This is a genomic window from Alkalibacter rhizosphaerae (genome assembly GCF_017352215.1).
Taxonomy (GTDB): domain Bacteria; phylum Bacillota; class Clostridia; order Eubacteriales; family Alkalibacteraceae; genus Alkalibacter; species Alkalibacter rhizosphaerae.
Genome location: NZ_CP071444.1, coordinates 1,985,321 through 2,009,653 on the forward strand (window position 1 = coordinate 1,985,321; position 24,333 = coordinate 2,009,653).

Genomic DNA, 24,333 nt, shown 5'->3' on the forward strand with positions numbered 1-24,333 from the left:
ATGGAACTACAGCAACTTCAATGGGACAGGAGGAAGTTTCATGGACGAGTACCTACAAATGTTTTTAAGCGAGCCTATGGTTCGTAAACTGGTGATCGTCGTGATCGGCGCTATTGTGATCATCACGATCAAGAATTTGTTGCGCTCCCGTATTGGAAAATACGTCAAGGATCGCAACAACTCGTACCGTTCCAAAAAAGCCGTCAACATTACCGGATATTTTTTGATCGTGATGTTTGTCTTGTTCGTTTATATCGATGATCTGCAAGGAATCTCGGTATTTTTTGGCATTGCGGGAGCAGGAGTGGCTTTTGCCCTCCAGGAAGTTATCGTCAGTATTGCAGGGTGGATCGCCATATTGTCCAGCGACATCTACAAGGCCGGAGACCGTGTCCTTTTGGGCGGGATCAAGGGGGATGTTATTGACGTTGGTATCCTTCGGACCACCATCATGGAGATGGGCAGCTGGTCCGACGGGGATCGATATAACGGCCGGATCGTACGCATCGGCAACAGCTTTGTCTTCAAGGAACCTGTCTACAACTATTCTTCCGATTTTCCCTTCTTGTGGGATGAGATCAAGATCCCCATCAAGTATGGAAGCGATTATCAAATAGCCAGGACCATGCTCATGGAAGTGGCGCAGGAAGTGGTCGGAACCTATGCAGAGGAAGCGGCAACATACTGGAAAGAAATGGTTCGAAAATTCCTGATCGAAGATGCTACGACCCACCCCATGGTGACCCTTGTCGCCAATGACAATTGGGCGGAATTTACTTTGCGATATGTCGTTGATTATAAAAAGAGGATCACCACAAAAGACGAACTCTTTACCCGATTGTTGGAGCGAATTGAAAAAGAAGGAAGCAGCGTGGCGCTGGCCTCCGCAACATTCCATCTGGTGGAAATCCCGTCGGTAGAAGTACAGCTTAAAAAGGAAGATGGAAGGTGAGAAGATGGAACAATGGGAAGTGCATTTGACATTTGGCGATAAAATATCCGGCAAGTTGCTACTTGTATTGTTGGAACAGATCCATGAAACGGGATCCATCAACAAAGCCGTCGAGGCGGCAGGCGTATCCTATCGCAGTGGATGGAATTTGCTCAACAAAACGGAAGATACTCTGGGCAAAAAACTGATCCAGCGGCAAAGCGGCGGCCAAAGCGGTGGAGGCAGTGCACTAACGGCAGACGGTCTCCAACTCTTGGGACACATGAAATCTTTGCAGCGGGACGTGGAAGGTCAATTCAAGTCCATTCTCAGTGAAGAGGAAAAAACGGATCGTAAACTCATGATCGCCAGTACTACTGAACCCATAACCACCGGGTTGCTGGACGTATTGGAACAAGCATTCCTGCAATCCACCGGGATCGCTGTCTTCCACATGGCGGCGGGGAGCGGCAGAGCATTGGAGATGGCAAAAGCCGGCAGAGTGGACGGGGTGTTGACCCATGCACCAGAGTTGGAAGATGCATTTGTAAAAGAGGGTTGGGGTGTGGCCAAGCGACAATTCATGGAGGATGCTTTCGTGTTGATCGGTCCAATAGAGGACCCGGCGAAGGTTTCCGTTGCATCATCCATGGGAGAGGCACTTCTCAACATCGAACGAGCAGAGGCTCCATTCATTTCCCGGGCAGATCGATCCGGCACCCACTTGAAAGAAGAAGCGCTTTGGGATGCAGCGGGTATCGATCCAAAAAACCAAAGATGGTATGTCAAAGCCAACACCTTGTCGGGCAACGACGGGGTATTGATTTTGGCGGAACAACAAAAGGCCTATGCATTGGTCGACATGGCCACTTTTATGGTCGCCTATAAAGGTGACGGACTTCGCATATTAAGAAAAGGGGATCCAGGATTGGAAAACGTTTTTTCTTTTATTCCCGTATCCCGATCGAAAGCCCCCGTCAATCAGAGGGATGGAGAGATTTTTGCGCAATGGCTGATCAGCGAAGAAGCGAAAACGATCATGGAAGGGTTCTGCAAGAACGAAACAGGAGAGTCTCTGTTCAAGCCGATCCTGCAGACACCACAAGATGTGGAAGGGGAAAAAAAATGAGGATCATCGACCTGCACTGCGACACTATGGCCCGTTTGCACAAGGACAAAAGTGCGACCATCCTTGCCAACGATTTCTCCGTGGATTTGAACAAGCTGAAAAAGGGACAGGTGGATACCCAGTTTTTTGCCATGTTTCTAAATCTGGAGAAAATTCAAGAAAGTGGAGAGGAACCGTATCCCTATCTGTTGGATTTTTATAAAACCGTGGACCTTGCCTTAAAATCAGCAAAGACCACATTGAATAAAGCGACAAACATGGATGACGTGGAACAAAACCGTCAAGACAATACTATTTCCGCGATCCTGACCATTGAAGAAGGGGGATTCCTTCAGGGGGATATTTGTCGATTGGATCAGGCCTATGACATGGGCGTCCGACTGATCACCCTGACGTGGAATTACGAAAACTGCATCGGATTTCCAAACTACAAAGATCCGGCCATCATGGACAAAGGATTGAAACCTTTTGGATTTGAAGTAGTGGAAGCAATGAACGAAAAGGGGATGATCGTCGACGTCTCCCATCTCTCCGATGGTGGATTCTTCGACTGCATCCGTCATTCCAAAAAACCGGTCATCGCCTCCCATTCCAATTGTCGAGCTCTAACCAATGTAACCAGGAACATGACAGACGACATGATCCGTCTTTTGGCGGACAAGGGCGGCGTTATGGGATTAAATTTCGCACCCATGTTTCTTGGGCCGGATCAAACCTCCCGCGTGGACGACATGGTGGCCCATGTCCTCCATATGAAAAATGTCGGCGGAGAAGATGTGTTGGCCCTTGGCTCGGATTTTGACGGCATTGGGGGTGTGTTGGAAATCGACAGCAGCGGAGATTTGATGCGGCTCGTGGAAGCCTTGGGCCGTTCCGGCATGTCGGATACCACACTGGAGAAATTTTGCTGGCGGAATGCCCAACGGGTGATGGAAGACTGTTTGGGTAATGTTGAAGAATAGACCTTAAATGATGGGAATGGATCGGCGGGTTGTTGTTGACACCGCAAAAGTTTGCATGGTACAATCGTTATGCAGGGAAAAGCATAACGAAAGGGGAAACAACATGAAAAAATTTCTAGCTATTCTTTTGACAGTATTCATGATCTTTGCATTTGCTGTTGGCTGTACCAATGATAATGGTGGAGACCAGGGTGATGCAGGGGACAATGGAGACGGAGGAGACAATGGCCAAGTGGAAGAACCAAAAGAACTGATTTTGGTTACGACTACCAGTACGTATGATTCCGGCTTATTGGATTATTTGCTTCCTTATTTTGAAGAGGCCAACAATTATGACATCAGTGTTATCTCTCTTGGGACTGGCGCAGCTTTGGAGCAAGGCAAAAACGGGGATGCGGATGTAGCATTGGTCCACGCAAAGCCGACGGAACTGGAAATGGTGGCGGAAGGTCATTTTGTGGACCGGATCGACGTCATGTACAATGATTTCGTCATTGTCGGACCAGCGGAAGACCCAGCAGGACTGAAAGAGGCGGCAGACGTCACTGCAGCCATGAAAGCCATTGCTGATAATGAAGCGACCTTTATTTCTCGAGGGGATGACTCTGGAACCCATAAAAAAGAGCTGTCTTTGTGGGAAGTTGCACAGATCACACCGGAAGGCGACTGGTACGTGAGTGCCGGTGTAGGCATGGGGGATACCTTGACCATGGCCAATGAAGAACTGGGATACACCATGTCAGACCGGGCAACCTATCTGTCCATGGCGGAAGATCTGGATATTGAAATCGTCTTTGAAGGTGACGAAAATCTCTTCAACCAGTACGGGATCATGGCAGTAAATCCGGAAAACTGGCCAGATGTGGATTATGAAGGAGCAAAATTGTTGATCGATTTCTTCGGTTCTGAAGAAGGTCAAGAATTGATTTCCGAGTTTAAACCATATGGGGACACGTTGTTCTTCCCGAATGCCCAATAGAAAGGACATTTGACGATTGTTTGAATTTGTAGAGGCCATCCGCCTGCTGTTTGAAACAAACAGCGGCATCGGCGAGATCATAGCTTTGACTATTTATGTTTCAGGGAGCGCAGTCTTTATGGCTGCGCTCGTTGGCATACCTGCAGGTACTTGGCTGGGTATGAAAAAAGAGAAGAAAGTACGCTGGCTGACCCGGATCGTGTATACCTTGATGGGATTGCCTCCGGTAGTGGGAGGACTCGTGATCTATATGATCATACGTCGTCAGGGAGTATTTGGTTCATTGGGATTGCTGTATACTCCTACCGCCATGATCCTGGCACAGTTTGTTCTGGCCACTCCCATTGTCATTGGATTGACCAGCGTGGCCGTGCGAGCCAAAGGAAAAGCCATAACGGAAACCCTGGTTTCCCTTGGAGCCCAGCGGAGTCTTATTCTTCGCTCCATCATGTGGGAAGCCCGTTTCGGGATCCTGGGTGCGGTGATCGCCGGATTTGGCCGTGTCATTGCAGAAGTAGGGGCTGTCATGATGGTTGGAGGCAACATCGTTGGAAAAACCCGTGTCATGACGACCACCATCGTTCTGGAAACGCGAAAGGGAAACTTTGAATACGCCCTGGCATTGGGGATCGTGTTGCTGATCTTGTCTTTTATTTTCAATGCGCTCTTATATCATCTGCAATCGGGAGGGGGACAAACCCATGACTAAAGCAATCAGGATCGACGATCTTCAGATGCAATACAACAAACGCATCGTTTTGTCGGTCCCGGGCCTGGAGATCCCGGAAGGAAGTATCACAGGGATCATCGGCCCCAGTGGAGCAGGCAAAAGCACCCTGCTTCGCATCATCAACCGACTGGAATCCCCGACGAGAGGGAAAGTCTACCTGCACGAACAGGATGTTTGGAACCAACGAAGTGAAAACATGAAATTGCAGCGGACCATGACCATGGTATTTCAAAAACCGACATTGTTGGACAAGTCGGTGTTTCAAAATGTCGCCATTGGATTGAAGGCAAGAAACGTCGACAAAAAGATCCTGGATGAAAAAGTATTGTCCGCTTTGAAAACGGTCGGTTTGTTGGAATTAAAAGATCAAAAGGCAAAAACCCTCAGTGGTGGAGAAGCCCAGCGGGTGGCATTTGCTCGTGCCATGGTTTTGGATCCGGAGGTTCTGCTATTGGATGAGCCCACAGCAAACCTGGATCCTGCCAATGTACGTCTTCTGGAGGATTATATCCGAAACATGAATCAGAAAAAGGGCGTAACGGTCATCATGGTGACCCACAATCTTTTTCAGGCCAAGCGCATCGCCTCTCATGTGGCATTTCTATATGAAGGGAATCTGGTAGAGTGGGGAGAGGCATCCCGATTTTTTGACGCACCAAACAAACAACAAACGAAAGACTTTCTCGAAGGGAGAATCATATATTGAGCTTTCCGAAAGGAAAGTTCTTTTTTTGTTTGCAGGAAGCAAATGGTATAATGATAGCAAAATACGTGGATCAAAAAATGGGAAGGTGTTGACATGGGAAGCGTAATGGATTATTTGTTGTGGCGAGGAGATTTGGAGTTTGACCGGGATCCCGTCAATGAAGTGGACGGTTTGATCTTTTCCATTTTGTCCTACATGGATCTGGAAGGAGCTTTCGCAGGGAAAAGCAAGGAAGAAGGGATACGCCTTAGGGATGCGATAAATAACTTGGAAGATGCCTGCCGGATCATGCGGGAAGAAGATCTTCCATTTTTGAAAGACATTCCCGACTTCCTGGGAGCAGCAGCCAAAACAAAACGTTTTGGCAACATCGTCCTTTCCCACTATGAGGAGCAAGTGGATCCTCAACGCACCAAGCAGTTTTCCGCCATCACATATACATTGAAGGATCGGCTTTGCGTCGTTGCGTTTCGCGGAACCGATGACTCTTTGGCCGGGTGGAAGGAAGACCTTGAAATGGGATTCAAGTCTGAGGTTCCGGCCCAGTTGGAAGGAAAACGATACCTCACGGAACGAGTGGAAGAGTTGGAAGGCACTTTTTATGTTGTAGGTCATTCCAAGGGTGGCAATGTGGCTATTTATGCAGGAGCCACCATACCGGAAGAACAAAAGGATCGGATCAGGGGGATCTATAATTACGACGGCCCTGGATTTCATCGGGAGTTTATCGAAAGTCAAAACTACAAAAATGTTTTAGGCCGGGTGTCCACCATACTGCCGGAATCGTCGGTGGTGGGTGTCTTGTTGGAACAAAAGAGCAAATATAAAGCGGTACGTTGTTCTACAGGACTGGCCCTGATGCAGCACAATCCATTTTTATGGCTCCTGGAAGGCAATCATTTTCTGGAAGCGGGGAAGTTGTCGAAGAAAAGCATGAGCATTCGTTCCACCCTCCAATCCTGGCTGCAGCAACTGACGCCGGAAGAACAGTCCAAGTTTATTGACGGGATTTTTACCGTTCTGGAAGAAGCAGGCATACAGAGTTTTGCCGATGTGACGAAAGATACCTTTTCCGTTGTCCAGGGCGTGTTGAAAGCCTATTCGAAAACGGATGAAGAAACAAAGGAACACATGAAAAAGGTGATGGATCTGCTTTGGGATGAAGGTGGAAAAACCCTGACAAAAAGCATCGTTACGGACATCGGTGTATTTTTTACGAAGAATAGCCGAAAATTGTCGAAGATAACTGATAAATCAGGGAAAAACGAAAAAACCAAGAGGGAGATGAAGAAATGAAGATCCTGGTGATCGGAAACAAGGCGAGGTATGACAAGCATATGCCCCAAACAGAGTTGACCAAACAGGTGGAAATGATGTTTTTCCCTTTGGGCACCTCTGATGAAACATTGCTGGAACAGGCCATGGATGCAGATGGACTGATCGCAGACGCCATCGCAAAAGTGAGTGGAGAATTGATCCAGTCCATGCCCAACTTGAAGTGGATCCAATCGGAAGGGGTCGGTTACAATGGAATCGACTTGGAGGCCGCCATGGAGAAGGGCATTCCCGTTTGCAACAACAAAGGGATCAATTCCGATGCAGTGGCAGAACAGACCATTCTTCTTATGCTGGCTCTGCTTCGAGACTTGCCAGGCGGAGATGAAGCGGTACGGGAAGGAAGGCAGATCGAAAAGAAAGAAGAAATGATGCTCTCCGGATTCTTGGAATTGTCGGAATGCAGTGTCGGTCTGATCGGATTTGGGGACATCGGGAAAATCACAGCAGGACTCTTGCGGGCTTTTGGCGCTCGTGTCTACTATTATGAGCCGATCCCCATGCCGAAAGAGGTAGAGGAAGCCTATGGAGTGGAATATTTGGAGATGGATGAGCTGCTTGCCCGGTGCAACATGGTCAGCCTCCACGTGCCGGTGACCCCCCAAACAGAAGGGATGATCAACGATGGTTTCCTTCAAAAGATGGGAAAAGACAGTTGGCTCATCAATACCGCAAGAGGAGAACTGGTGGACAATGCCGCTCTTCGAAGAGCACTGGAGGATGGTAAGATCCGGGGAGCAGGACTGGATACGGTGGCACCGGAACCTACCCAAAAGGACAACGTGCTGGTGGACCTGCCGGAATCGATCCGTCGAAAGGTGATTTTCTCCCCCCACATTGCCGGGGTATCATCCGGTACCTTCCGACGGGCCCATGAAAATATCTGGGAAAACATTCGAAGGGTCATGGAGTCGGAAGAACTATTGAATCGGGTCGACCGGAAATAGAGACCAATAAATGATGCAGGACCGAGGCTTCTTCAGAGGCTTCGGTCCTGTTTTTATTTTTGATATGAACGATTTTCAGTCCTGTTCGATTTCTGTCAACGTGCCAAGAAAGATGGGTAGATTTGTTGATCGATCCATGATTCCGAACAGGAAGGGACGATCCAGATCCACGATTTTTGTTTCCACATAGGATTCGTCCTTGATTTCCACTTTGGTGACTGCTCCCGCCTTGGTGCCTTTTTCATCCACTTGAATGAATGTCTTGTGGAGGACTTCTCCAACGTAGATGTTGCCCCTGCTGGAATGGCCCAACCTGGAGAAATCGGCCAGGTTATTGTCGAAAGCATCCACCATTCCCAATGCCTTTAGAGGATCGTTCATTTTCCATTCGTATGCATAAGAAAATTTGGGCATGCTGGCGGTGACCAAGGTTTCCTGGGGATGGTTCAAAATTTCTGACAATTCGTCCCCATCCATGGTTTCGATCAAATCTTTTAGTTCTGATCCTTCTTTGGGCAGCAAAGCAAAGAAAGCATAATCACCTTGGGCATAAAGTTTGACAAACCCCATGGCGTGGTCGTTTTCCAAATATATGTTTTCTTCCGAATTCATGAAAGGGACTTGCTGTTCTTCTCCTTTGGCGTTGGTAAAGGTATCTTCCCGGACTTGTTCTTCCCGATAAATGGTTTCCCACTCTGCATCGAATACCATGGCATTGATCAGATACATGATGGTATCTTCTTCGATCTGTTCGATGATCTTGTCGATGAGGCCATCGGTTTTATTTTCGACCCAGTTGTTGATATCCGTTACGGTCGTCTCGTCAAAGGGAGCGGCATAGGCACTGGCGTTGTAATAGTCGGCATTGGTTTGCAAGAAAGCATCCTCCACTTGCAATCGATCCTCGTCATCCCGAAACCATATGGAATTTGCAATGGAAAGCTTGGACTTTTCATGGGTGGGCAGGTTGTTGGTATATTCAAGAAGATATCCATTCATGTCTGAAATGGTATGTTCCCGTCCCAGTAATTCTTCCATCTGATCCAGCGTGTTGCCTTGTGCTCCATTGGCGGTCATGGACAAGGCCAAATGGACCGACAACGGAGAAATAAAGACATTCTCGCCAGAAGAACTTGCTGATTTCAAAAGATCCATGTAAAAATCGTTGCTGATGCGAAGAAAGTCCTCATCCAAAGATTTTCCGGATACAGCTTTGCCTTCAAATCCTTTCATCAGATCCGTCGCTTGCAACGGGCTGGCAGTCTTGCCGCAGGATGTCAATAAGAGCATGGCCGGAACGGCCACTACTAAAATGGCCAACAATACCAAACGTCGAAGCCATGTATGTTTTCGAATCATGATCAATCACCCTTTCATCGGTTCTCTACCCACTTAGACGACAGGAAATCAAATAAGTTCCCAAAATCGGGTCAGTAGATGCTGCCGCCGATAAATTCCCGCAGGATGGAATTGAAGGCTATTTTTTCCGTGGGGATGGGCTTGGCAAAAGACAGGAGATTGAGGAGCCGGTCCCTGGTAGAAGCGTGGACGCTGTCATCAGGGATCTTGTTCAAAGACGCCTCCGCATACGGGCGCAGCGCGTTGAGTTCGTAAACCAGGCTGGAATTGAACATCACATCGCTCTCCTCCTGATAGCGGAAGACATTTTCGTACTCTCCTTTTCGGACATTGGGCCATTGATCCAACGTTTCTTCCGGGGTGTTGCCGCGAAACAATTCTCCCCGGACCAATCGTCGAAGTAGTCGAACTTCCGTGGTTGGTACCCGGTTTGCCATATCCACGTTCAGAGAAAAAAGACTGCTGACGTAGATCTTGAAAAATAAATTTCTGTTGAGTTTGGGAAGCAGGTTGGGATTGAGGGCGTGGATCCCTTCCATCACCAATACTTCCGAAGGACCGACTTGCAAACGGCGTGTTTCTTTTTTTCGACTTCCGGTCACAAAGTCAAAAACGGGGGTTTCCACCACATCTCCTCTGATGAGCCCTTTGACATGCTCACGAAGAAGTTCCAGGTCCATGGCTTGGAGACTCTCAAAATCGTAGTTGCCATGTTCGTCAAGGGGGGTCTCCTGTCGTTCCACAAAATAATCGTCCAGGGACAAGGGGACGGGTTTAACACCCAAGACCCTCAATTGAGTGGAGATCCGTTGGGCAAAAGTCGTCTTGCCGGAGGAAGAAGGACCGGAGATCAGCAGTACGCGAATGGCCCGTTGCTGCTGGAAAATCAAATCGGCAATGTCGCTGATCTCTTTTTCCTGAAGGGCTTCCGCCATGCACATCAGCTCCTGGCTGCGTTGACTTTCGATGTACTCGTTGACGTGATCGATCAGTTCCAGGCGAATATTCTTCAGCCATTTTTGCGTCTTGATATAAGTTTCCATCAGCTTGTCCGGCGGGATCAAATAATTCTTGTGGTTGGCTGTCACATCCCCAAAATCAATGATGAAGCCGGAAGAATAGGGAATGATCACAAATGGATCGATTCGGGAAGGCTGCTCGTTAGCAGGATAAATGGTTTTAACAAGGAGACCATCCACTTCGTACATATAGTAGCCATTTCGTTTTTCCAAAAATTTGATGGGCTGGTCTGCTTCGATCCAATTTCGAAGGGCTTTGTCGATGGCATCCACTTCCCGGATGGACAAGGCAGAGTGGACCAATTCGCAATAGATTCCTTCATGAATGCTGTAATCAGTCTTGAGCATGTCCTGTGGGAACAGATCGTGGATGACCCGAATCAGTCCCAGTTTGCTAGTTTGTCGGTGTTCCATCAAATGGGTCTCCCCCATGGCGTTACCTCCTAAACGATCAAAAAATCATTGTAATATGTTCTTTCATTATATCATATCCGAAAGGGCCGCTTTCAATCAGCGTTTCGTAGAACCATGGTGATCTTGTAGATATCTGTGCTCTGCGTAAATTTTTCGTAACAATGTTTACGAGCAGACAAGGACAGCGGATATGGGGTATATAATAGATGGATGACGTTTTAGTATTACGAATGCAAGGGATCAGAAACTTGAAAAATGGAGTGATGAAGATGAAAAGGATAAAAATATTTGGGATATGGATGGTGGTATTGTTGCTGTTTTTGGCAGTTGGCTGCAGCAATGGCGGCACCGATCCGGGCAACGGAGACGATAACGGCGACGGAAACAATGGCAACGGAGATGATGTTTTATTGACCGTGGAAGAATTGTTCTCCATGGAAAATGATGTTCGATATGTCTATGAAGGCAGCGGCAACGAGTACGCCTCCTTTTATACTGTTGTTGATTACCTGGAAGGAAACAAGATCCAGCGTCGAACAGACAACGGCGGCACACAAACCGTTGAAGTGATCCAGGTGGATACCGGTGTTGTGGAGCGGCTGTACCGAAAAGGTGAAGTGTATTTTCGGGAGAACCTGTTGAAGAAAACCGATGTACGAGAAGTGCTTCTGATGGAACCCATCGAAGTCGGAACCCAATGGACGGTTTCGGGAGACGGGACACGAACTATTACCGGGATCGATGTGGAGGTGGAAACACCTTTGGGAATTTTTGATACGGTGGAGGTGACCACGGAATTTCAGCAGCAGGATGCCTACAGCATGTTTTCCTTGGTTCAAGGGAATTATGATACTGCCATAACGGAAGATGCCGCAGCAGAGTATTCGGGGGTGATCAAAGAGTACTATGCCAAGGATATAGGGTTGGTGAAGCGGGCCTACGTGATGGCGGAAGGGGAAGTGGTTTCGGAGCTGAAGGAGATCATCGAAGACGACAAGTTGGTACAGTCTGTGATTTTTTACTATCCGGACCAGTCGTCACAGGATTACGATGAATACCAGCAGGTCGTGAAAGAGGTTTCCTTTGCCACCAACCAAGTCACCCGAACGACGTTGGAAGAAGCGTATAAAGAAGATGCGCCCTTTACCGTTTTGACGGAAAACACCACCATCAACCATTTGTATCTGAACGACGATGGAATGGTCTACATCGATGTGAGCAAGGCCTTTGTTGATGAGATGAACCTGGGAGCCGGTTACGAGTCCATGGTCTTGCAGGCATTGGCCAACACCATTGGCAATTACTATGGATTGGAGCGGATCTTGCTGACAGTGGACAATGGATTGTATGAATCGGGACATATCGTCTTGCAACAGGGGGAATATTTGGAAGCGGACCTGGAGTGATCCAAAGAAAATTCCGCAAAAAACAAATATTTTTATTTTGAATCTTGTAAAATAGCCAACGAAGTGCAATAATAGTTGGTAGTGGAGAATCCAAATGGAGGAGGTGCCCCCATGCCGGTAATAACCATTGAAGCAGGAAAGATGGACAAAGAGAAAAAACTGCAATTGGTTCAAGGGATGGTTTCTGTGGCCAGTGAGGTACTAAACATTCCGGAACAGGCTTTTACGACGATTATTCGAGAGAATGACGCGGAAAACGTCGGAGTCGGTAAAGAATTGCTTGCCGACCGACACGCAAAGTGACGAAAAGCCTCAATACCATCCCGTATTGGGGCTTTCGCGTTATATAAGGATGGGAGCTCGTTTTGATGAACAACGTTTTGGACTACATTGTTGCACTGACCAACTTGTACGGTTTTGTCCACAAAGAGATGGTTGTGGATATTTATAACATGCATCATGAAAAAAAGATCAGTGCTGCTCTGGTGGAGGACTGTTATATGAATCTGCCTGTGGAATTGGAAAAAAACTACATAGAGGCATACCGGGATTGTTTTGTTCATGAAACCATCATGGAATTTCACGAGTTTGACTACTACTCCCGGGAAAAAGCCAACAAGCCGTACTACATCCCGGAGAAAAAGGAACTGCTGCGTTATCGGGACCGTTGTTATTTTGAAGATACGGTCTATTATCGACAGCTCGTAACCTATATCGCGACTGTTTTCTACGATGGCAATGTCAAGAAAGCGGTCATGCTTGCTGAAGACATCCAAGGGTATTGTGAAATGAACTTTGATGAAAAAAGCTATATGCAGCTCTTTTCCCATCGCGGTTTGCGCATTCAAGGTCCGGCCTGCAAAGATTGCTTGCGAACGTTGATCCGACAACTGTGCGTCAATACCAGAACTTGGAACAACAACGGTTTTACACAGGTGGAACTGGAGCAGATCATTGCAGAGGATAAGGTGTTGTGATGGAACTGGAAGAAGTGGAAGTGTTGTTGGAAGAAATCATTGACGGATTTCCAAAAGAGCTTTTCGATAAACTCAACGGTGGGATCTTGTTGCTGCCGGAGGAAAAACGCAACCCGGATCCAAGACTCCACGACCTGTATATTTTAGGAGAGTACCACAGTGGAGGTGGACTGGGACGCTACATCGTGCTGTATCATGGATCCTTTCAAAAAGTATTTGGTGAATTCGGAAAGAGAAAACTTCGCAGGGAGTTGGAAAAAACCCTGAAACATGAGTTTGTACACCATCTGGAAAGTCTTGCGGGAGAACGCAGTCTGGAAAAAGAAGATCGTCAATTCATCATTAATTTTTTGGAAGGGAAAAAATAGGAGATCAACTACCCTTTCCAACCGAAAAGGGCAAAACCAGGCTTAAAAGATGCAAATTGTGGTATACTATATAAGAAAGTCGAACTTACGGGAGGAAAGAATATGAAAATAAGTTGCGTGAAAAGGGGCGAAACTGGTACCGGGGCGTCCAACAAGCTGCGAAAAGAAGACTTCATCCCCGGAGTAGTTTATGGAAAAGGTAAAGAGCCGGAGAACATTGCGCTCAGCCGAAAAGACATGGATACCATTTTAAAGCAAATGGGATCCAATGCCATTCTTGATTTAGAAATGAATGGGAAGGCTTATCATGTAATGTTGAAAGAAATACAGAAAGACCCAATATTGGGCAATGTGGTCCACGCAGATTTCATGCAGGTTGGCAAAGACCAGAAAGTTGTTGTAGCAGTGGCAATACATCTTGAAAATGCTGATCATTTGCATAATGAAGGAGCGTTGATCCATCTTCTGGACTACGTGGAAGTGGAATGCCTTGCAGACAACATTCCAAAAAGTTTTCATTTGGATGTAGGCGATATGAAGGTGGGAGACACCAAAACCGTTGCGGACATCGTATTGGAAAAAGGGATCGTCATCTTGAATGAAGCGGATGAACCCATTGCATCCTTGACTCATTTCCGACAAGAGGAAGAAACGGAAACAACAGACGAAGAAATCACGGAACCAGTGGTGATCGGAGAAGAAGAGGAAGAAATAGAATAATAATAGGAAATCTGAAAAGCGCACCTGCGGGTGTGCTTTTTTTGTATGTTAATAATTCATTTGGATATATAATGAAATGGAAGAAACATGTAGAACATGAAGAAAGGCCGGTGAGCAACCGCCATGAAGATTGCAATCGTATACAACAGGGACAGCCAAGCCGTCATCAACATTTTCGGTAAACCCAATCGAGAAAAATATGGATTGGACACCATTGAAAAAATCAAAGATGCCTTGGAGCAGGGCGGCCATCAGGTGGCTACATTTGAAGGCGATAAAAATATCGTTTCCGCCTTGGAAGATTTCATGCCGTCGGTGATCAGCGGAGAGCGCCCTGGCTTGGTTTTTAATTTGAGCTACGGGATCCAGGGACGAGCTCGATATACCCATATCCCCGCCATTTTGGAAATGCTTGGTATTCCTTATGTGGGATCCGGACCGGAGACCCATGCCATCGCATTGGACAAGGTTCTGACAAAAATCGTTCTGATGCAGCGAGGATTGCCTACACCCAAGTTTGCCGTTTTGGAGACCCCGGATTTCTCCCTGCCGCTGAAGGAAAACTTGTCCTATCCATTGATCGTCAAACCCAAGGATGAAGCAGTATCCTATGGATTGCGCATCGTTCGCAACGACGAGGAACTCCGGGAAGGGGTGGCAGTCATCTATGACATGTTTAAAACAGCCACTTTGGTAGAGGAGTATATCGAGGGTCGAGAAATCAACGTGGGCCTATTGGGGAATGATCCGGTTGTCAGTTTGCCTCCCTGCGAAGTCATCTTTGATGAAGGAGAAAGGATCTATACATTCGAAGACAAAAAAGGATTGAGCGGCCGTCTTATCCGAAAAGAGGCACCTGCGGATCTGGAGGAAGGGTTGAGTCGCCGTATTTCCCAGCTGGCAATAGAAGCATTTCAGGCATTAGGCTGCAGCGATAGTGCCCGGGTGGATTTTCGGCTGGATGACCACGGGGAGCCGACGATCCTGGAAGTGAACTCCATGGCAAGTTTGACATTGGAAGGTTCTTACGTATTTGCAGCGGAAAAGATCGGTTTGGATTACGCCAAACTGGTGAACAAACTAATTGAAGTGGCCAGTTTGCGTTATTTTGGCCCATTAGTGGGAGTGGAGCATCCTTCCTATGTTCCAGAGGATCTTCCTTCCCGCGCATTTGGGTATCTGACGCAAAATCGGGATAAAATGGAAGAAGAATTGAAAAAGTGGACCAACATCCAAAGCTGGACAGGGGATCCGGTGGGGATCGGCACCATGGTTCGAAAGATGGAGGAGACCTGGACCGACTTGGGCTTGCAACTTCGGGAAGATTATAGCAACCGGCAATCTGCATGGACCTGGCAAACGGAAGCAGGATTGGAAGGGGGAACTCTTTTTGTCATCCCCTTGGATGTTCCCCACGATGGTATGGGTGGGTACCCGGTATCCTATCGAAAAAATTTGGAGTGGCTCTATGGAGAAGGCATTGCCACCAGCAGAGCCGGATTGGTTTGTGTGATGCAGACCCTTCGAGCACTCCAAGTATATGAGGTGCTCCATCAGAAGAAGATCGGAGTTTTTCTGTACGCGGACGAAGGCAGAGGAATGCGCTACAGCAGTAAGATCTTTCATCAGGCAGCCAAAGCTGCAGGACAGGTATTGGTCATGCATCCTGGATTTCGTACTGGAAAAGTGGTGGATCAACACAGAGGATCCAGAAAATACAGTCTTCTGCTGGACGGCGCCGTTAAACGGACCGGAGATCAAACCGGCTTTGACGACGCCATGAGCTGGTTTTTGGATCGTGCGGCAAAAATCAAAGATCTGAATGAAACACAGCAACGGGTCACTATTGCAGTCCAAGACCTTCACACGGACCGATACAGCATATTGTTGCCCCATCGGATCCGTGCAACCATCTATATCACTTATTTAAAAATAGAGATGGCAGACAAAGCGGAGAAGACCTTGTTTCAGTTGTTTGAAAGTGAGGATGAGCACATACAAGTGAATTTTCAAAAACTGGAAGAACGACCTCCATTGAATTCATCGGAGGATACAGCTTTGATGGTGGAAAGTTTCAAGGCCGTTAGCCAGCACTGGCGCCTTCCTTTTTCTACAGAATCCAGTTTGGTACCAACGGCAGCAGGGGAAGTCCCCCTTGGGATCCCGGTGCTTTCCGGCATGGCTCCGGCAGGAAAAGATGTGTATACCCCAAATGAGTCCGTCCATCGGGGAGAATTGTTGCAGCGAACCATGCTGTTGACCCAATGGTTGCTACAAGAAGAAGGGATAGATCCTGAATAATTGTGATATAATGAGAAAGAATTGTAAATATGAATCAAAATAAAAGAAAAAGGAGAGATATCATGAACGTAATAGGAATCAATGCCGGTCCGAGAAAAAAATGGAACACCCATACCTTGATCGAAAATGCACTGGAAGGAGCAAGGTCTCAAGGGGCCCAAACGGAAATGATCCACCTGTTCGATCTGGACTTTACAGGGTGTGTCAGTTGTTTTGCATGCAAACTCATCGATGGGAAAAGCTACGGAACATGTGCCGTCCAGGACGATTTGAAAGAGGTATTGAAGAAAATCGAGGAAGCCGACGCCGTTGTCTTGGGGTCTCCCATTTATTTTGGCGAGGTGACGGCGGAATTCCGAGGACTGCTGGAGCGGTTGTTCTTTCAATATCTGGTCTACGACAAGGAGCGAACACTCTTGAATCCGAAGCGCAAACCAGTGTTGTTGATCTTTACCACCAATGCGCCGGAAGTGGCATATGAACAAGTGGGATATCTGAAAAAGTTTGATGACTATAAGGGGATGTTTGGTCGATTTATTGGAGAGACAAACTATATGTACGCTTCAGAGACACTTCAGTTCAAAGACTATTCCAAATACATGAGCACCATGATGGATCCGGCAGCACGAGAAAAACGCCATGACGAGATCTTTCCTATGGATTGTAAAAGAGCTTACAGCATGGGGAGTGCCTTGTTGAACAAGCAAGAATAGAAAAATACCATATTTGGATCGTAATACACAGTGGTTTGGCAAAAGAAAGGGTATCCCCTTTCTTTTTTTTGAGAAATCATTTAATTGAAGAACATTTCGATTGACTTGCCGGCAGAGTGGTATAAAAAAGGTGTTGGCATCCGTAAAAAAAGATGATATTATGTAACAAATAAGAAAATTCTCATTGAGTGAGCAAATGCTCAAAAAGGGAGGTGCACTTTTGACAAAAGAAGAAAAACGACGTCAGATGATCAAAGTCGCCAAGTATTATTACAATGAGCATCTTACCCAGGAAGAAATTGCAGAACGGCTCCAACTGTCTCGCCAAAAAGTGGGACGAATGGTCCAAAAGCTGATCCCGGAAGGGATCGTGAAGATCGTCATCGACGACAGCATGGACGACTACATCGACCTGGAACAGCGAATGGAAAAGAAATTCGGTTTGAAAGAAGTCCTTATTGTAGAGTGCATGGACTCGCCCCATCAAACCATGGACAGTTTGGGAAAAGCTGCTGCCGCATACCTGGATCGGGCGCTGAAACCGGACATGATCTTCGGTGTCGCCTGGGGCAGAACGTTGGCATATGTTTCCCGGCATATCAGCAAGGAAAAGCTGAATCTCAACCTGTCTGTAGTCCAATTGGCCGGTGGGGTGTTCAGTGCGGATCAATTTATCGAAGGGCAGTTGCAAAATCAGCTTTCCAGGCAATCCGGAGAAATCACCAAAGACATTGCCATTCGCCTTGGGGCCAAGCCCTATTTGATGCACAATCCGCTTTTTGTGGACAATCGGGAAACCAAGCAGGTGTTGATGCAGGAATCATCCATAGCCAATGTGTTTCAAATGGCGGCAAAATGCCACATGGCAATGGTGAGCATTGCCAGTTTGGGCAAGTCCGTTTCTCCCTTTCGGGAAGGGATGCTGGGAGAGAAGGAACTTCAATGTCTCCATGAAAAAAAAGCAGTAGGAAATTTTTTGTTCCACTATTTTGACATGGAAGGAAACATGATCGAAACCAATTTCTACGATCGGCTCATGTGTCCGGAAATCGAAGATCTTCGACAGATCCCCATTAAGATCTGCGTTGCTGGAACAAGAGAAAAAATAAATGCCATCTATGGTGGGATCCGGGCAGGACTGGTGGATGTATTGATCACTGATTCGGAAACGGCCAAGGCGTTGTTGAAAAAATGAAGAAAATTGGAGGTTGTAAAAAATGGCTTTAACAAAAGAAATTCTCATGGAAATGTACTTGCGCATGAATCATGCCAGACACTTTGAGGAGAAAGTTGCATATTTCTTCTCACGAGGGATGGTGCACGGCACCACTCACCTGTCCGTAGGACAGGAAGCATCCGGGGTTGCTTCCGCCATGGCTTTGGATGACGGAGATCTGGCTTCCTTGACCCACCGGGGACACTCTCAAGCTATCGGATTCGGTCTGGATATCAACCGGATGATGGCGGAGCTTCTTGGAAAAGAAACGGGATACTGCAAGGGCAAAGGCGGATCCATGCACATAGCCGACATCGAGAACGGCAATCTGGGGGCAAACGGCATCGTTGGCGGAGGCTATTGCATCTCCACAGGTGCTGCATTGACCCAACAATACAATAAAACAGGCAAGTTGGTCCTTTGTTTCTCCGGAGACGGGTCTACCAACGAAGGGACCTTCCACGAGGCCGTCAACCTGGCGTCCATCTGGAAATTGCCGGTCATTTTCTTTATTGAAAACAACTTGTACGGCATGTCCACACATATCGAGAAATCCATGAACATCAAGGATATTGCCGATCGTGCAAAATCCTACGGCATTCCCGGGATCATTGTGGACGGCAACGATGCCATCGAAGTATACGAAACGGTAGCCAAAGCAGCAGAAGGCGTACGTGCCGGAAAAGGTCCGGTCCTCATTGAAAGCAAGACCTATCGCTGGCAAGGGCACTCCAAAAGCGACGCCCAAGCCTATCGAACCAAAGATGAAGTGGAAGAATGGAAAGAAAAAGATCCCATTGCCCGTTTGCGCAAATTCATGATCGATCAAGGCATGGCAACGGCGGAAGAAATGGATGAAGTGGAAAAACAAGCAAAAGAAAACATGGAAAAAGCTGTAGAATTTGCCAGAGAGAGTCCGGAACCGCCGGTGGAATCCGTCACGGAAGACGTGTACGCATAATAGGAAATGGAGGAAGAAATCATGGAAATGAAAGAAATGACTTATAAAGATGCCATCAACCTGGCCATGAGCGAGGAAATGAGAAAAGATAAAAACGTCATCTTCATGGGAGAAGATATCGGGGTCTACGGAGGAGCTTTTGGCGTTTCCGTCGGAATGTTTGAGGAATTCGGCGAAGAGCGGGTAAAAGATACGCCCATCTCGGAAGCGGTCATCGTTGGAGCAGCGGCAGGAGCGGCAGCTACCGGACTTCGACCCATTTGTGAAATGATGTTTATGGACTTTATCACCATTGCCATGGACAACCTGGTCAACCAGGCGGCAAAAATGAGATACATGTTCGGTGGAAAGGCAAAAGTTCCCATGACCCTCCGACTGCCATCCGGTTCGGGAACAGGAGCGGCAGCCCAGCACACCCAAAGCTTGGAAGCCTGGCTGTGCCACGTACCAGGATTGAAAGTAGTCACCGCATCGTCGCCGGCAGAGGCAAAAGGTCTTCTCAAGGCGGCCATTCGAGACGACAATCCGGTATGTTTCGTAGAACACAAACTTCTTTATAAAATGAAAGGAGAAGTTCCTGTAGACGACGAATATGTTTTGCCCTTGGGTCAATCCTACGTTCGAAAGGAAGGAACGGATGTGACCATTGTCACCTACGGAACCATCCTTCACCGGGTCCTGGAAGTAGTGGAAGAAGTGGAAAAAGAAGGCATCAGCGTGGAAGTGGTGGATCCAAGGACCCTTTATCCCATGGAAACACAAACCATTGTGGATTCCGTGAAAAAGACCGGAAGAGCCATTGTGGTCCATGAAGCGGCCAAGACCGGCGGATTGGGTGGAGAGATCGCAGCCATGATCTCTGAAAGCGAAGCCTTCGATTATTTGGACGCACCGGTGCTTCGGGTCTGCGGACTGGATACACCCATTCCCTACAACCGAAATTTGGAGGCAGCCGTCGTACCCAGCGTGGAAGCCATCAAGGAAGCCATCTACAAGGTAATGAATCGAAAATAAGAACCGGTGAAAGGAGTCGATACAATGGCAACGGAAATCATCATGCCGAAAGCCGGCATGGACATGGTGGAAGGCACCGTGATCAAATGGCTGGTCAAAGAGGGAGACAAGGTGGATACGGGAGATCCCATCTTGGAGATCCTGACGGATAAAGTCAACATGGAAGTGGAAGCGGAAACTACCGGTACCATTTTGAAGATCCTGGCGGAAGAGGGAGAAGTCCTTCCTGTAATGACCGTCATTGGATACATGGGAGAAGAAGGGGATGACGTCCCTGACGGACCCGCAACAACAAAAGAAGAAGTAGTAAAGGCAAAAGAAGATACGGGAGCAGTGTCGAAGAAAAGCGAGACCACCGTTCCGCAAAAACAGGAAACGACCACACAGGAGCTGGATCCTATTGCTGGAGACAAGGTACGTGCTACGCCAGCTGCCAGATATCTGGCCAGAGAAAGGGACATTCCACTGGGCAGGGTCACCGGATCCGGTCCAAAAGGGCGCATCCAGAAGGTGGATGTGGAGACATTCAAAGCTTTGCGCGCCACGCCCCTGGCTGCAAAGATCGCCAAGGTGGAAGGGGTGGAGCTGGACGCAGTGGAAGGAACTGGCCATGGCGGAAAGATCACCAAGGAGGATGTGGTTTCCGGTCTGAAGAAAGAAACGCCGGCTGCAGAAACAACCGCCACAACAGCTGCTGTTGAAGAAGGAAAAGACCAGAAAATCATCCCAATGAAGGGAATACGTAAGATCATTGCAGACCGCATGATCGAAAGCCAGCATACAGCAGCTACCGTTTCCTTGACCATCGAAGTGGACATGACTGCTTCCATAGACCTGCGAAGCAAGATCAAAGACATGCTGCAAGAGGAAAAAGGAGTCAAGATCACCTATACGGATCTGCTCATTATGGCGGTCACCAAATCTTTGGTCAAATATCCCCTGGTCAATGCAACGATGACGGAAGAAGGAATTTTGGTCAACGACCACGTCAACATGGGCATCGCCGTCGGACTGGACAGCGGTCTCATGGTGCCGGTCATCAACAATACGGAAAAAATGAACCTGACCCAGATCGTGGAAAGCCGATCCGACATCGTCGGAAGGACCGTCAAGGGAAAAATCAAACCCAACGAGCTCCAAGGCAGCACCTTTACCATCAGCAACCTGGGCATGTTTGACACCGTATCCTTTACCTCCATCATCAACCAGCCAAACAGCGCCATCTTGAGTGTAGGTGCCATTTTGGAGAGAATGCGGGTCGTTGAAGGCAAACCGGAAGTACGAAATGTCATGAATCTGACCATTACTTTGGACCATCGGGTCATGGACGGAGTGGAAGGGGCCAAGTTCCTGCAATACCTGAAAGGGTTGCTGGAGGAACCTACGAGAATGCTCTTGTAGGACCGGCCAAGTTGAAACCATCGAAAGGAGTCGATACAATGGCAACGGAAATCATCATGCCGAAAGCCGGCATGGACATGGTGGAAGGTACAGTGATCAAATGGCTGGTCCAAGAGGGAGACAAGGTGAGCACCGGCGATCCCATTTTGGAAATTTTAACGGATAAGGTCAATATGGAAGTGGAAGCGGAAACCTCGGGCACCATTTTGAAGATTTTGGCGGAAGAGGGGGAAGTCCTTCCTGTAATGACCGTCATCGGCTACATGGGAGATGAAGGAGAAGCGGTTCCGGATGCTCCCGAAGCACCAAAGGTCGAAGAAGCCCCCAAGGAACAATCGGAGGAAACTCCGAAAGAAGAACCCAAGAAGGCGGAGGCACCGGCAACAACCTCGGAAAAAGGCACTGACTCCTATGACGTCGTTGTGTTGGGTGCCGGTCCCGGCGGATATGTGGCAGCCATTCGGGCAGCCCAGCTGGGTGCAAAGACAGCCATCATCGAGAAGCAATATTTTGGAGGGACTTGTTTGAACGTGGGGTGCATCCCCACCAAGACCTTGGTGAAAACAGCAGAGATCCTCCATCAGATCGAACATGGAGCCCATAGGGGCATCGTAGTGGACAAACCCACCATAGACATGGCCAAAGTAAAGAAAAACAAGGACAACGTGGTCAAGACCCTTACCGGCGGCATTGGGGCCCTCCTCAAGAGCAACAAGGTGGCCATCTATGACGGACTGGGGACCGTGGAGAAGGACAACAAGGTCACCATCACGGAGGGCAAGGATCAGGGAAAAGTTGTTTCCTTTGACAAACTGATACTGGCAACCGGATCCGTTCCGGTGATCCCCCCCATTCCAGGGTTGGATCTGCCGGGTATCATGACCAGTACGGAGATTCTGGATCTGACGGAAGTGCCCAAGGAACTGATCATCATCGGCGGTGGGGTCATCGGCAGCGAGTTTGCCACCATCTACAACGCATTCGGCACCAAGGTGACCATCGTGGAAATGATGCCGAAACTGATCCCCAACATGGATGAAGACCTGTCCAAAGAGCTGGAGAAACAGTTCAAAAAAGCCGGGATCGAAGTTGCCACCGGGGCAAAAGTGGAAAAAGTGGAGCAGGCCGGAAACGGATTTGCCGTCACCGTCAGTGGAAGCAAGGAAGAGGTCTTCCAGGCAGAGAAGGTACTGGTGGCCATTGGAAGAAAAGCCAACTTTGCCGGTTTGGAGAACATGGACATCAAAAAGGACCGGGCAGTATGGGTGGACGAATATCTGCAGACCAGCAGGGACCACGTCTATGCCGTAGGAGATCTGACCGGGAAGATCCAACTGGCCCATCTGGCCAGTGCACAGGGCATGGTGGCTGCGGAAAATGCCATGGGTGCCAGGAAAAAAATGGATTATCGATTTGTGCCGGGATGCGTTTATACCATACCGGAGATCGGGTCCGTTGGATTGACGGAAGAAGAAGCGAGAAGATCTCATGATGTGGAGATTGGCCGATTCCCCATGAGTGTCAGTGGCAAAGCCATAGCCATGGGAGAAACGGAAGGCTTCGTCAAGATCATCACGGACAAGCGATACGGAGAGATCCTGGGGGTCCACATGGTAGGCCCCAGTGCCACAGAGCTGGCGGCAGAAGCCGTGGCAGTCATGTCTTTGGAAGGAACCATCGAGGAACTTTCCAACATGATCCACGCTCATCCCACCATCTCAGAAACCATTATGGAAGCGGCCCACGATGTACACGGGCGATCCATTCACCTACCCAAGAAGTAAAATTATGGGGGACGGTTCTTATGATTACAGCTGTAATCATAAGAACCGTCCCCTTCTTTCTCCTTCAAACCTAAGACTTGATAAATAAGGAAATAAAGGTTAGAATGGTAGGGTCAAGAAAGAGGAGAGGAACGAAAATATGCAATATAAAATGGTTGCAGTGGACATGGATGGCACTTTGCTGGACAGCAACAAGCTGATCCCCCAAGAAAACATCGATGCGCTGTTTCAATTGAAAGACAAGGGCATCAAGGTGGTTTTCTCAACCGGCAGGATCATCGAATCCGCCATGAGTTACGCTCATGCCATCGGCTTCGAACCGGATTATGTAACGGCCAATGGAGCCACCATTGCCTACGACGATACATTTTTGCATCTTCCCATCCAATACAAGGATGTGGTGGAATACGCATTGGAAAGCGAAGCATTGGGTGTGGGTTACAACATCATCACGGAAGACCACACCTATTATTATAAGACGTTGAAGTTTTATGACACCTATTACTACGACAACCCCATGGTACAAAACAGCCGGATCATTTCCAAGAGCCTGTTTGACGGCATCGAAGAAATTCGGGAGCAACTGACTGGAGAAACCATCATCAAGATGGACTTTTATTCCCAAGATCCCCATCGCTTTGAAACCATGTGGCAGAAGCTGAACCACTGCGGGTACAACATCATTCGACCGGAGGCGGATTACATCGAACTGATGCACCGTCAGGCCAGTAAAGGCAACAGCGTCAACAAGCTGGCCCGGGTATTCGACATCGCTACCGGAGAGATCATCGCCATCGGAGACAGCGGTAACGATTTGAGCATGTTTGCCCAGTGCGGACTGAGCATTTCCATGGGAAATGCCAGAGAAGACATAAAAAAAGTCACCATGATGACAACGGACACCAACGACAACAGCGGAGTGGCAAAAGCACTTCGCAAGCTGAAATTGATATAGGAGGGT

At 48.0% G+C, this 24,333-nt stretch carries 23 protein-coding genes; 21 read left to right on the forward strand and 2 right to left on the reverse strand.

What is annotated here, in order from left to right; genetic code table 11:
* Positions 1–40 precede the first annotated feature (40 nt).
* The 8 genes from J0B03_RS09875 to J0B03_RS09910 all read left to right on the forward strand — a co-directional run bounded on the left by J0B03_RS09875 (position 41) and on the right by J0B03_RS09910 (position 7,719).
* Positions 41–952 carry a mechanosensitive ion channel family protein gene (locus J0B03_RS09875; protein WP_207299440.1) on the forward strand — a complete coding sequence of 304 codons (912 nt, stop codon included), beginning with the start codon at positions 41–43 and terminating at the stop codon, positions 950–952.
* Positions 953–956: 4 nt separating this feature from the next.
* Positions 957–2,060, forward strand: coding sequence for a substrate-binding domain-containing protein (locus J0B03_RS09880; protein ID WP_207299441.1), 1,104 nt, complete (start codon positions 957–959; stop codon positions 2,058–2,060).
* Positions 2,057–3,022, forward strand: a complete 966-nt coding sequence (locus J0B03_RS09885; RefSeq protein ID WP_207299442.1) for a dipeptidase — start codon at positions 2,057–2,059, stop codon at positions 3,020–3,022. The genes J0B03_RS09880 and J0B03_RS09885 overlap by 4 nt, the downstream gene beginning before the upstream one ends.
* A gap of 103 nt (positions 3,023–3,125) precedes the next feature.
* Entirely contained in the window at positions 3,126–4,001 is an 876-nt protein-coding gene (locus J0B03_RS09890; RefSeq protein WP_207299443.1) for an ABC transporter substrate-binding protein, read from the forward strand.
* Between the two features lie 16 nt (positions 4,002–4,017).
* Complete coding sequence (locus J0B03_RS09895; RefSeq protein ID WP_246798125.1) at positions 4,018–4,710, forward strand: ABC transporter permease; 693 nt, start codon at positions 4,018–4,020, stop codon at positions 4,708–4,710.
* A complete protein-coding gene (locus tag J0B03_RS09900) occupies positions 4,703–5,437 on the forward strand; it encodes an ABC transporter ATP-binding protein (protein ID WP_207299444.1) in 735 nt (244 codons plus the stop codon). Before J0B03_RS09895 ends, J0B03_RS09900 begins: the two co-directional genes overlap by 8 nt.
* A gap of 93 nt (positions 5,438–5,530) precedes the next feature.
* Entirely contained in the window at positions 5,531–6,733 is a 1,203-nt protein-coding gene (locus J0B03_RS09905; protein ID WP_207299445.1) for an Mbeg1-like protein, read from the forward strand.
* Positions 6,730–7,719 carry an NAD(P)-dependent oxidoreductase gene (locus J0B03_RS09910; protein WP_207299446.1) on the forward strand — a complete coding sequence of 330 codons (990 nt, stop codon included), beginning with the start codon at positions 6,730–6,732 and terminating at the stop codon, positions 7,717–7,719. Before J0B03_RS09905 ends, J0B03_RS09910 begins: the two co-directional genes overlap by 4 nt.
* A 75-nt stretch (positions 7,720–7,794) precedes the next feature.
* Here J0B03_RS09910 and J0B03_RS09915 read toward each other — a convergent pair whose 3' ends face one another.
* Both J0B03_RS09915 and J0B03_RS09920 read right to left on the reverse strand, forming a co-directional pair.
* Positions 7,795–9,078: a serpin family protein gene (locus J0B03_RS09915; protein WP_207299447.1), complete on the reverse strand. Its 1,284-nt coding sequence runs from the start codon at positions 9,076–9,078 to the stop codon at positions 7,795–7,797.
* Between the two features lie 71 nt (positions 9,079–9,149).
* Positions 9,150–10,529, reverse strand: coding sequence for a uridine kinase family protein (locus J0B03_RS09920; RefSeq protein WP_207299448.1), 1,380 nt, complete (start codon positions 10,527–10,529; stop codon positions 9,150–9,152).
* Between the two features lie 251 nt (positions 10,530–10,780).
* On the opposite strand from J0B03_RS09920, the gene J0B03_RS09925 reads away from it, so the two are divergent.
* The 13 genes from J0B03_RS09925 (at position 10,781) to J0B03_RS09985 (ending at position 24,327) form a co-directional block, all read left to right on the forward strand.
* Positions 10,781–11,917, forward strand: coding sequence for a GerMN domain-containing protein (locus J0B03_RS09925; RefSeq protein WP_207299449.1), 1,137 nt, complete (start codon positions 10,781–10,783; stop codon positions 11,915–11,917).
* 111 nt (positions 11,918–12,028) lie between these two features.
* Positions 12,029–12,220 carry a 4-oxalocrotonate tautomerase DmpI gene (gene dmpI, locus J0B03_RS09930; RefSeq protein ID WP_207299450.1) on the forward strand — a complete coding sequence of 64 codons (192 nt, stop codon included), beginning with the start codon at positions 12,029–12,031 and terminating at the stop codon, positions 12,218–12,220.
* Between the two features lie 65 nt (positions 12,221–12,285).
* Positions 12,286–12,894, forward strand: a complete 609-nt coding sequence (locus tag J0B03_RS09935) for a hypothetical protein (protein WP_207299451.1) — start codon at positions 12,286–12,288, stop codon at positions 12,892–12,894.
* Positions 12,891–13,262 carry a metallopeptidase family protein gene (locus J0B03_RS09940; RefSeq protein ID WP_207299452.1) on the forward strand — a complete coding sequence of 124 codons (372 nt, stop codon included), beginning with the start codon at positions 12,891–12,893 and terminating at the stop codon, positions 13,260–13,262. Before J0B03_RS09935 ends, J0B03_RS09940 begins: the two co-directional genes overlap by 4 nt.
* A gap of 102 nt (positions 13,263–13,364) precedes the next feature.
* Positions 13,365–13,982, forward strand: a complete 618-nt coding sequence (locus J0B03_RS09945; protein ID WP_207299453.1) for a 50S ribosomal protein L25 — start codon at positions 13,365–13,367, stop codon at positions 13,980–13,982.
* Between the two features lie 123 nt (positions 13,983–14,105).
* Complete coding sequence (locus J0B03_RS09950; protein ID WP_207299454.1) at positions 14,106–16,283, forward strand: M20/M25/M40 family metallo-hydrolase; 2,178 nt, start codon at positions 14,106–14,108, stop codon at positions 16,281–16,283.
* Between the two features lie 62 nt (positions 16,284–16,345).
* Positions 16,346–16,996, forward strand: coding sequence for a flavodoxin family protein (locus J0B03_RS09955; RefSeq protein WP_207299455.1), 651 nt, complete (start codon positions 16,346–16,348; stop codon positions 16,994–16,996).
* 220 nt (positions 16,997–17,216) lie between these two features.
* Positions 17,217–18,191 carry a sugar-binding transcriptional regulator gene (locus J0B03_RS09960; RefSeq protein ID WP_207299456.1) on the forward strand — a complete coding sequence of 325 codons (975 nt, stop codon included), beginning with the start codon at positions 17,217–17,219 and terminating at the stop codon, positions 18,189–18,191.
* A 22-nt stretch (positions 18,192–18,213) separates the two neighbouring features.
* A complete protein-coding gene (locus J0B03_RS09965) occupies positions 18,214–19,173 on the forward strand; it encodes a thiamine pyrophosphate-dependent dehydrogenase E1 component subunit alpha (RefSeq protein ID WP_207299457.1) in 960 nt (319 codons plus the stop codon).
* A 27-nt stretch (positions 19,174–19,200) separates the two neighbouring features.
* Complete coding sequence (locus tag J0B03_RS09970) at positions 19,201–20,187, forward strand: alpha-ketoacid dehydrogenase subunit beta (RefSeq protein WP_445082442.1); 987 nt, start codon at positions 19,201–19,203, stop codon at positions 20,185–20,187.
* A gap of 24 nt (positions 20,188–20,211) precedes the next feature.
* The gene (locus J0B03_RS09975; RefSeq protein ID WP_207299459.1) at positions 20,212–21,588 is read left to right on the forward strand and encodes a dihydrolipoamide acetyltransferase family protein; all 1,377 of its coding nucleotides are present in this window, start codon (positions 20,212–20,214) and stop codon (positions 21,586–21,588) included.
* Positions 21,589–21,626: 38 nt separating this feature from the next.
* Positions 21,627–23,372, forward strand: a complete 1,746-nt coding sequence (gene lpdA, locus J0B03_RS09980) for a dihydrolipoyl dehydrogenase (protein WP_207299460.1) — start codon at positions 21,627–21,629, stop codon at positions 23,370–23,372.
* A gap of 139 nt (positions 23,373–23,511) precedes the next feature.
* Positions 23,512–24,327: a Cof-type HAD-IIB family hydrolase gene (locus J0B03_RS09985; RefSeq protein ID WP_207299461.1), complete on the forward strand. Its 816-nt coding sequence runs from the start codon at positions 23,512–23,514 to the stop codon at positions 24,325–24,327.
* Positions 24,328–24,333 lie beyond the last annotated feature (6 nt).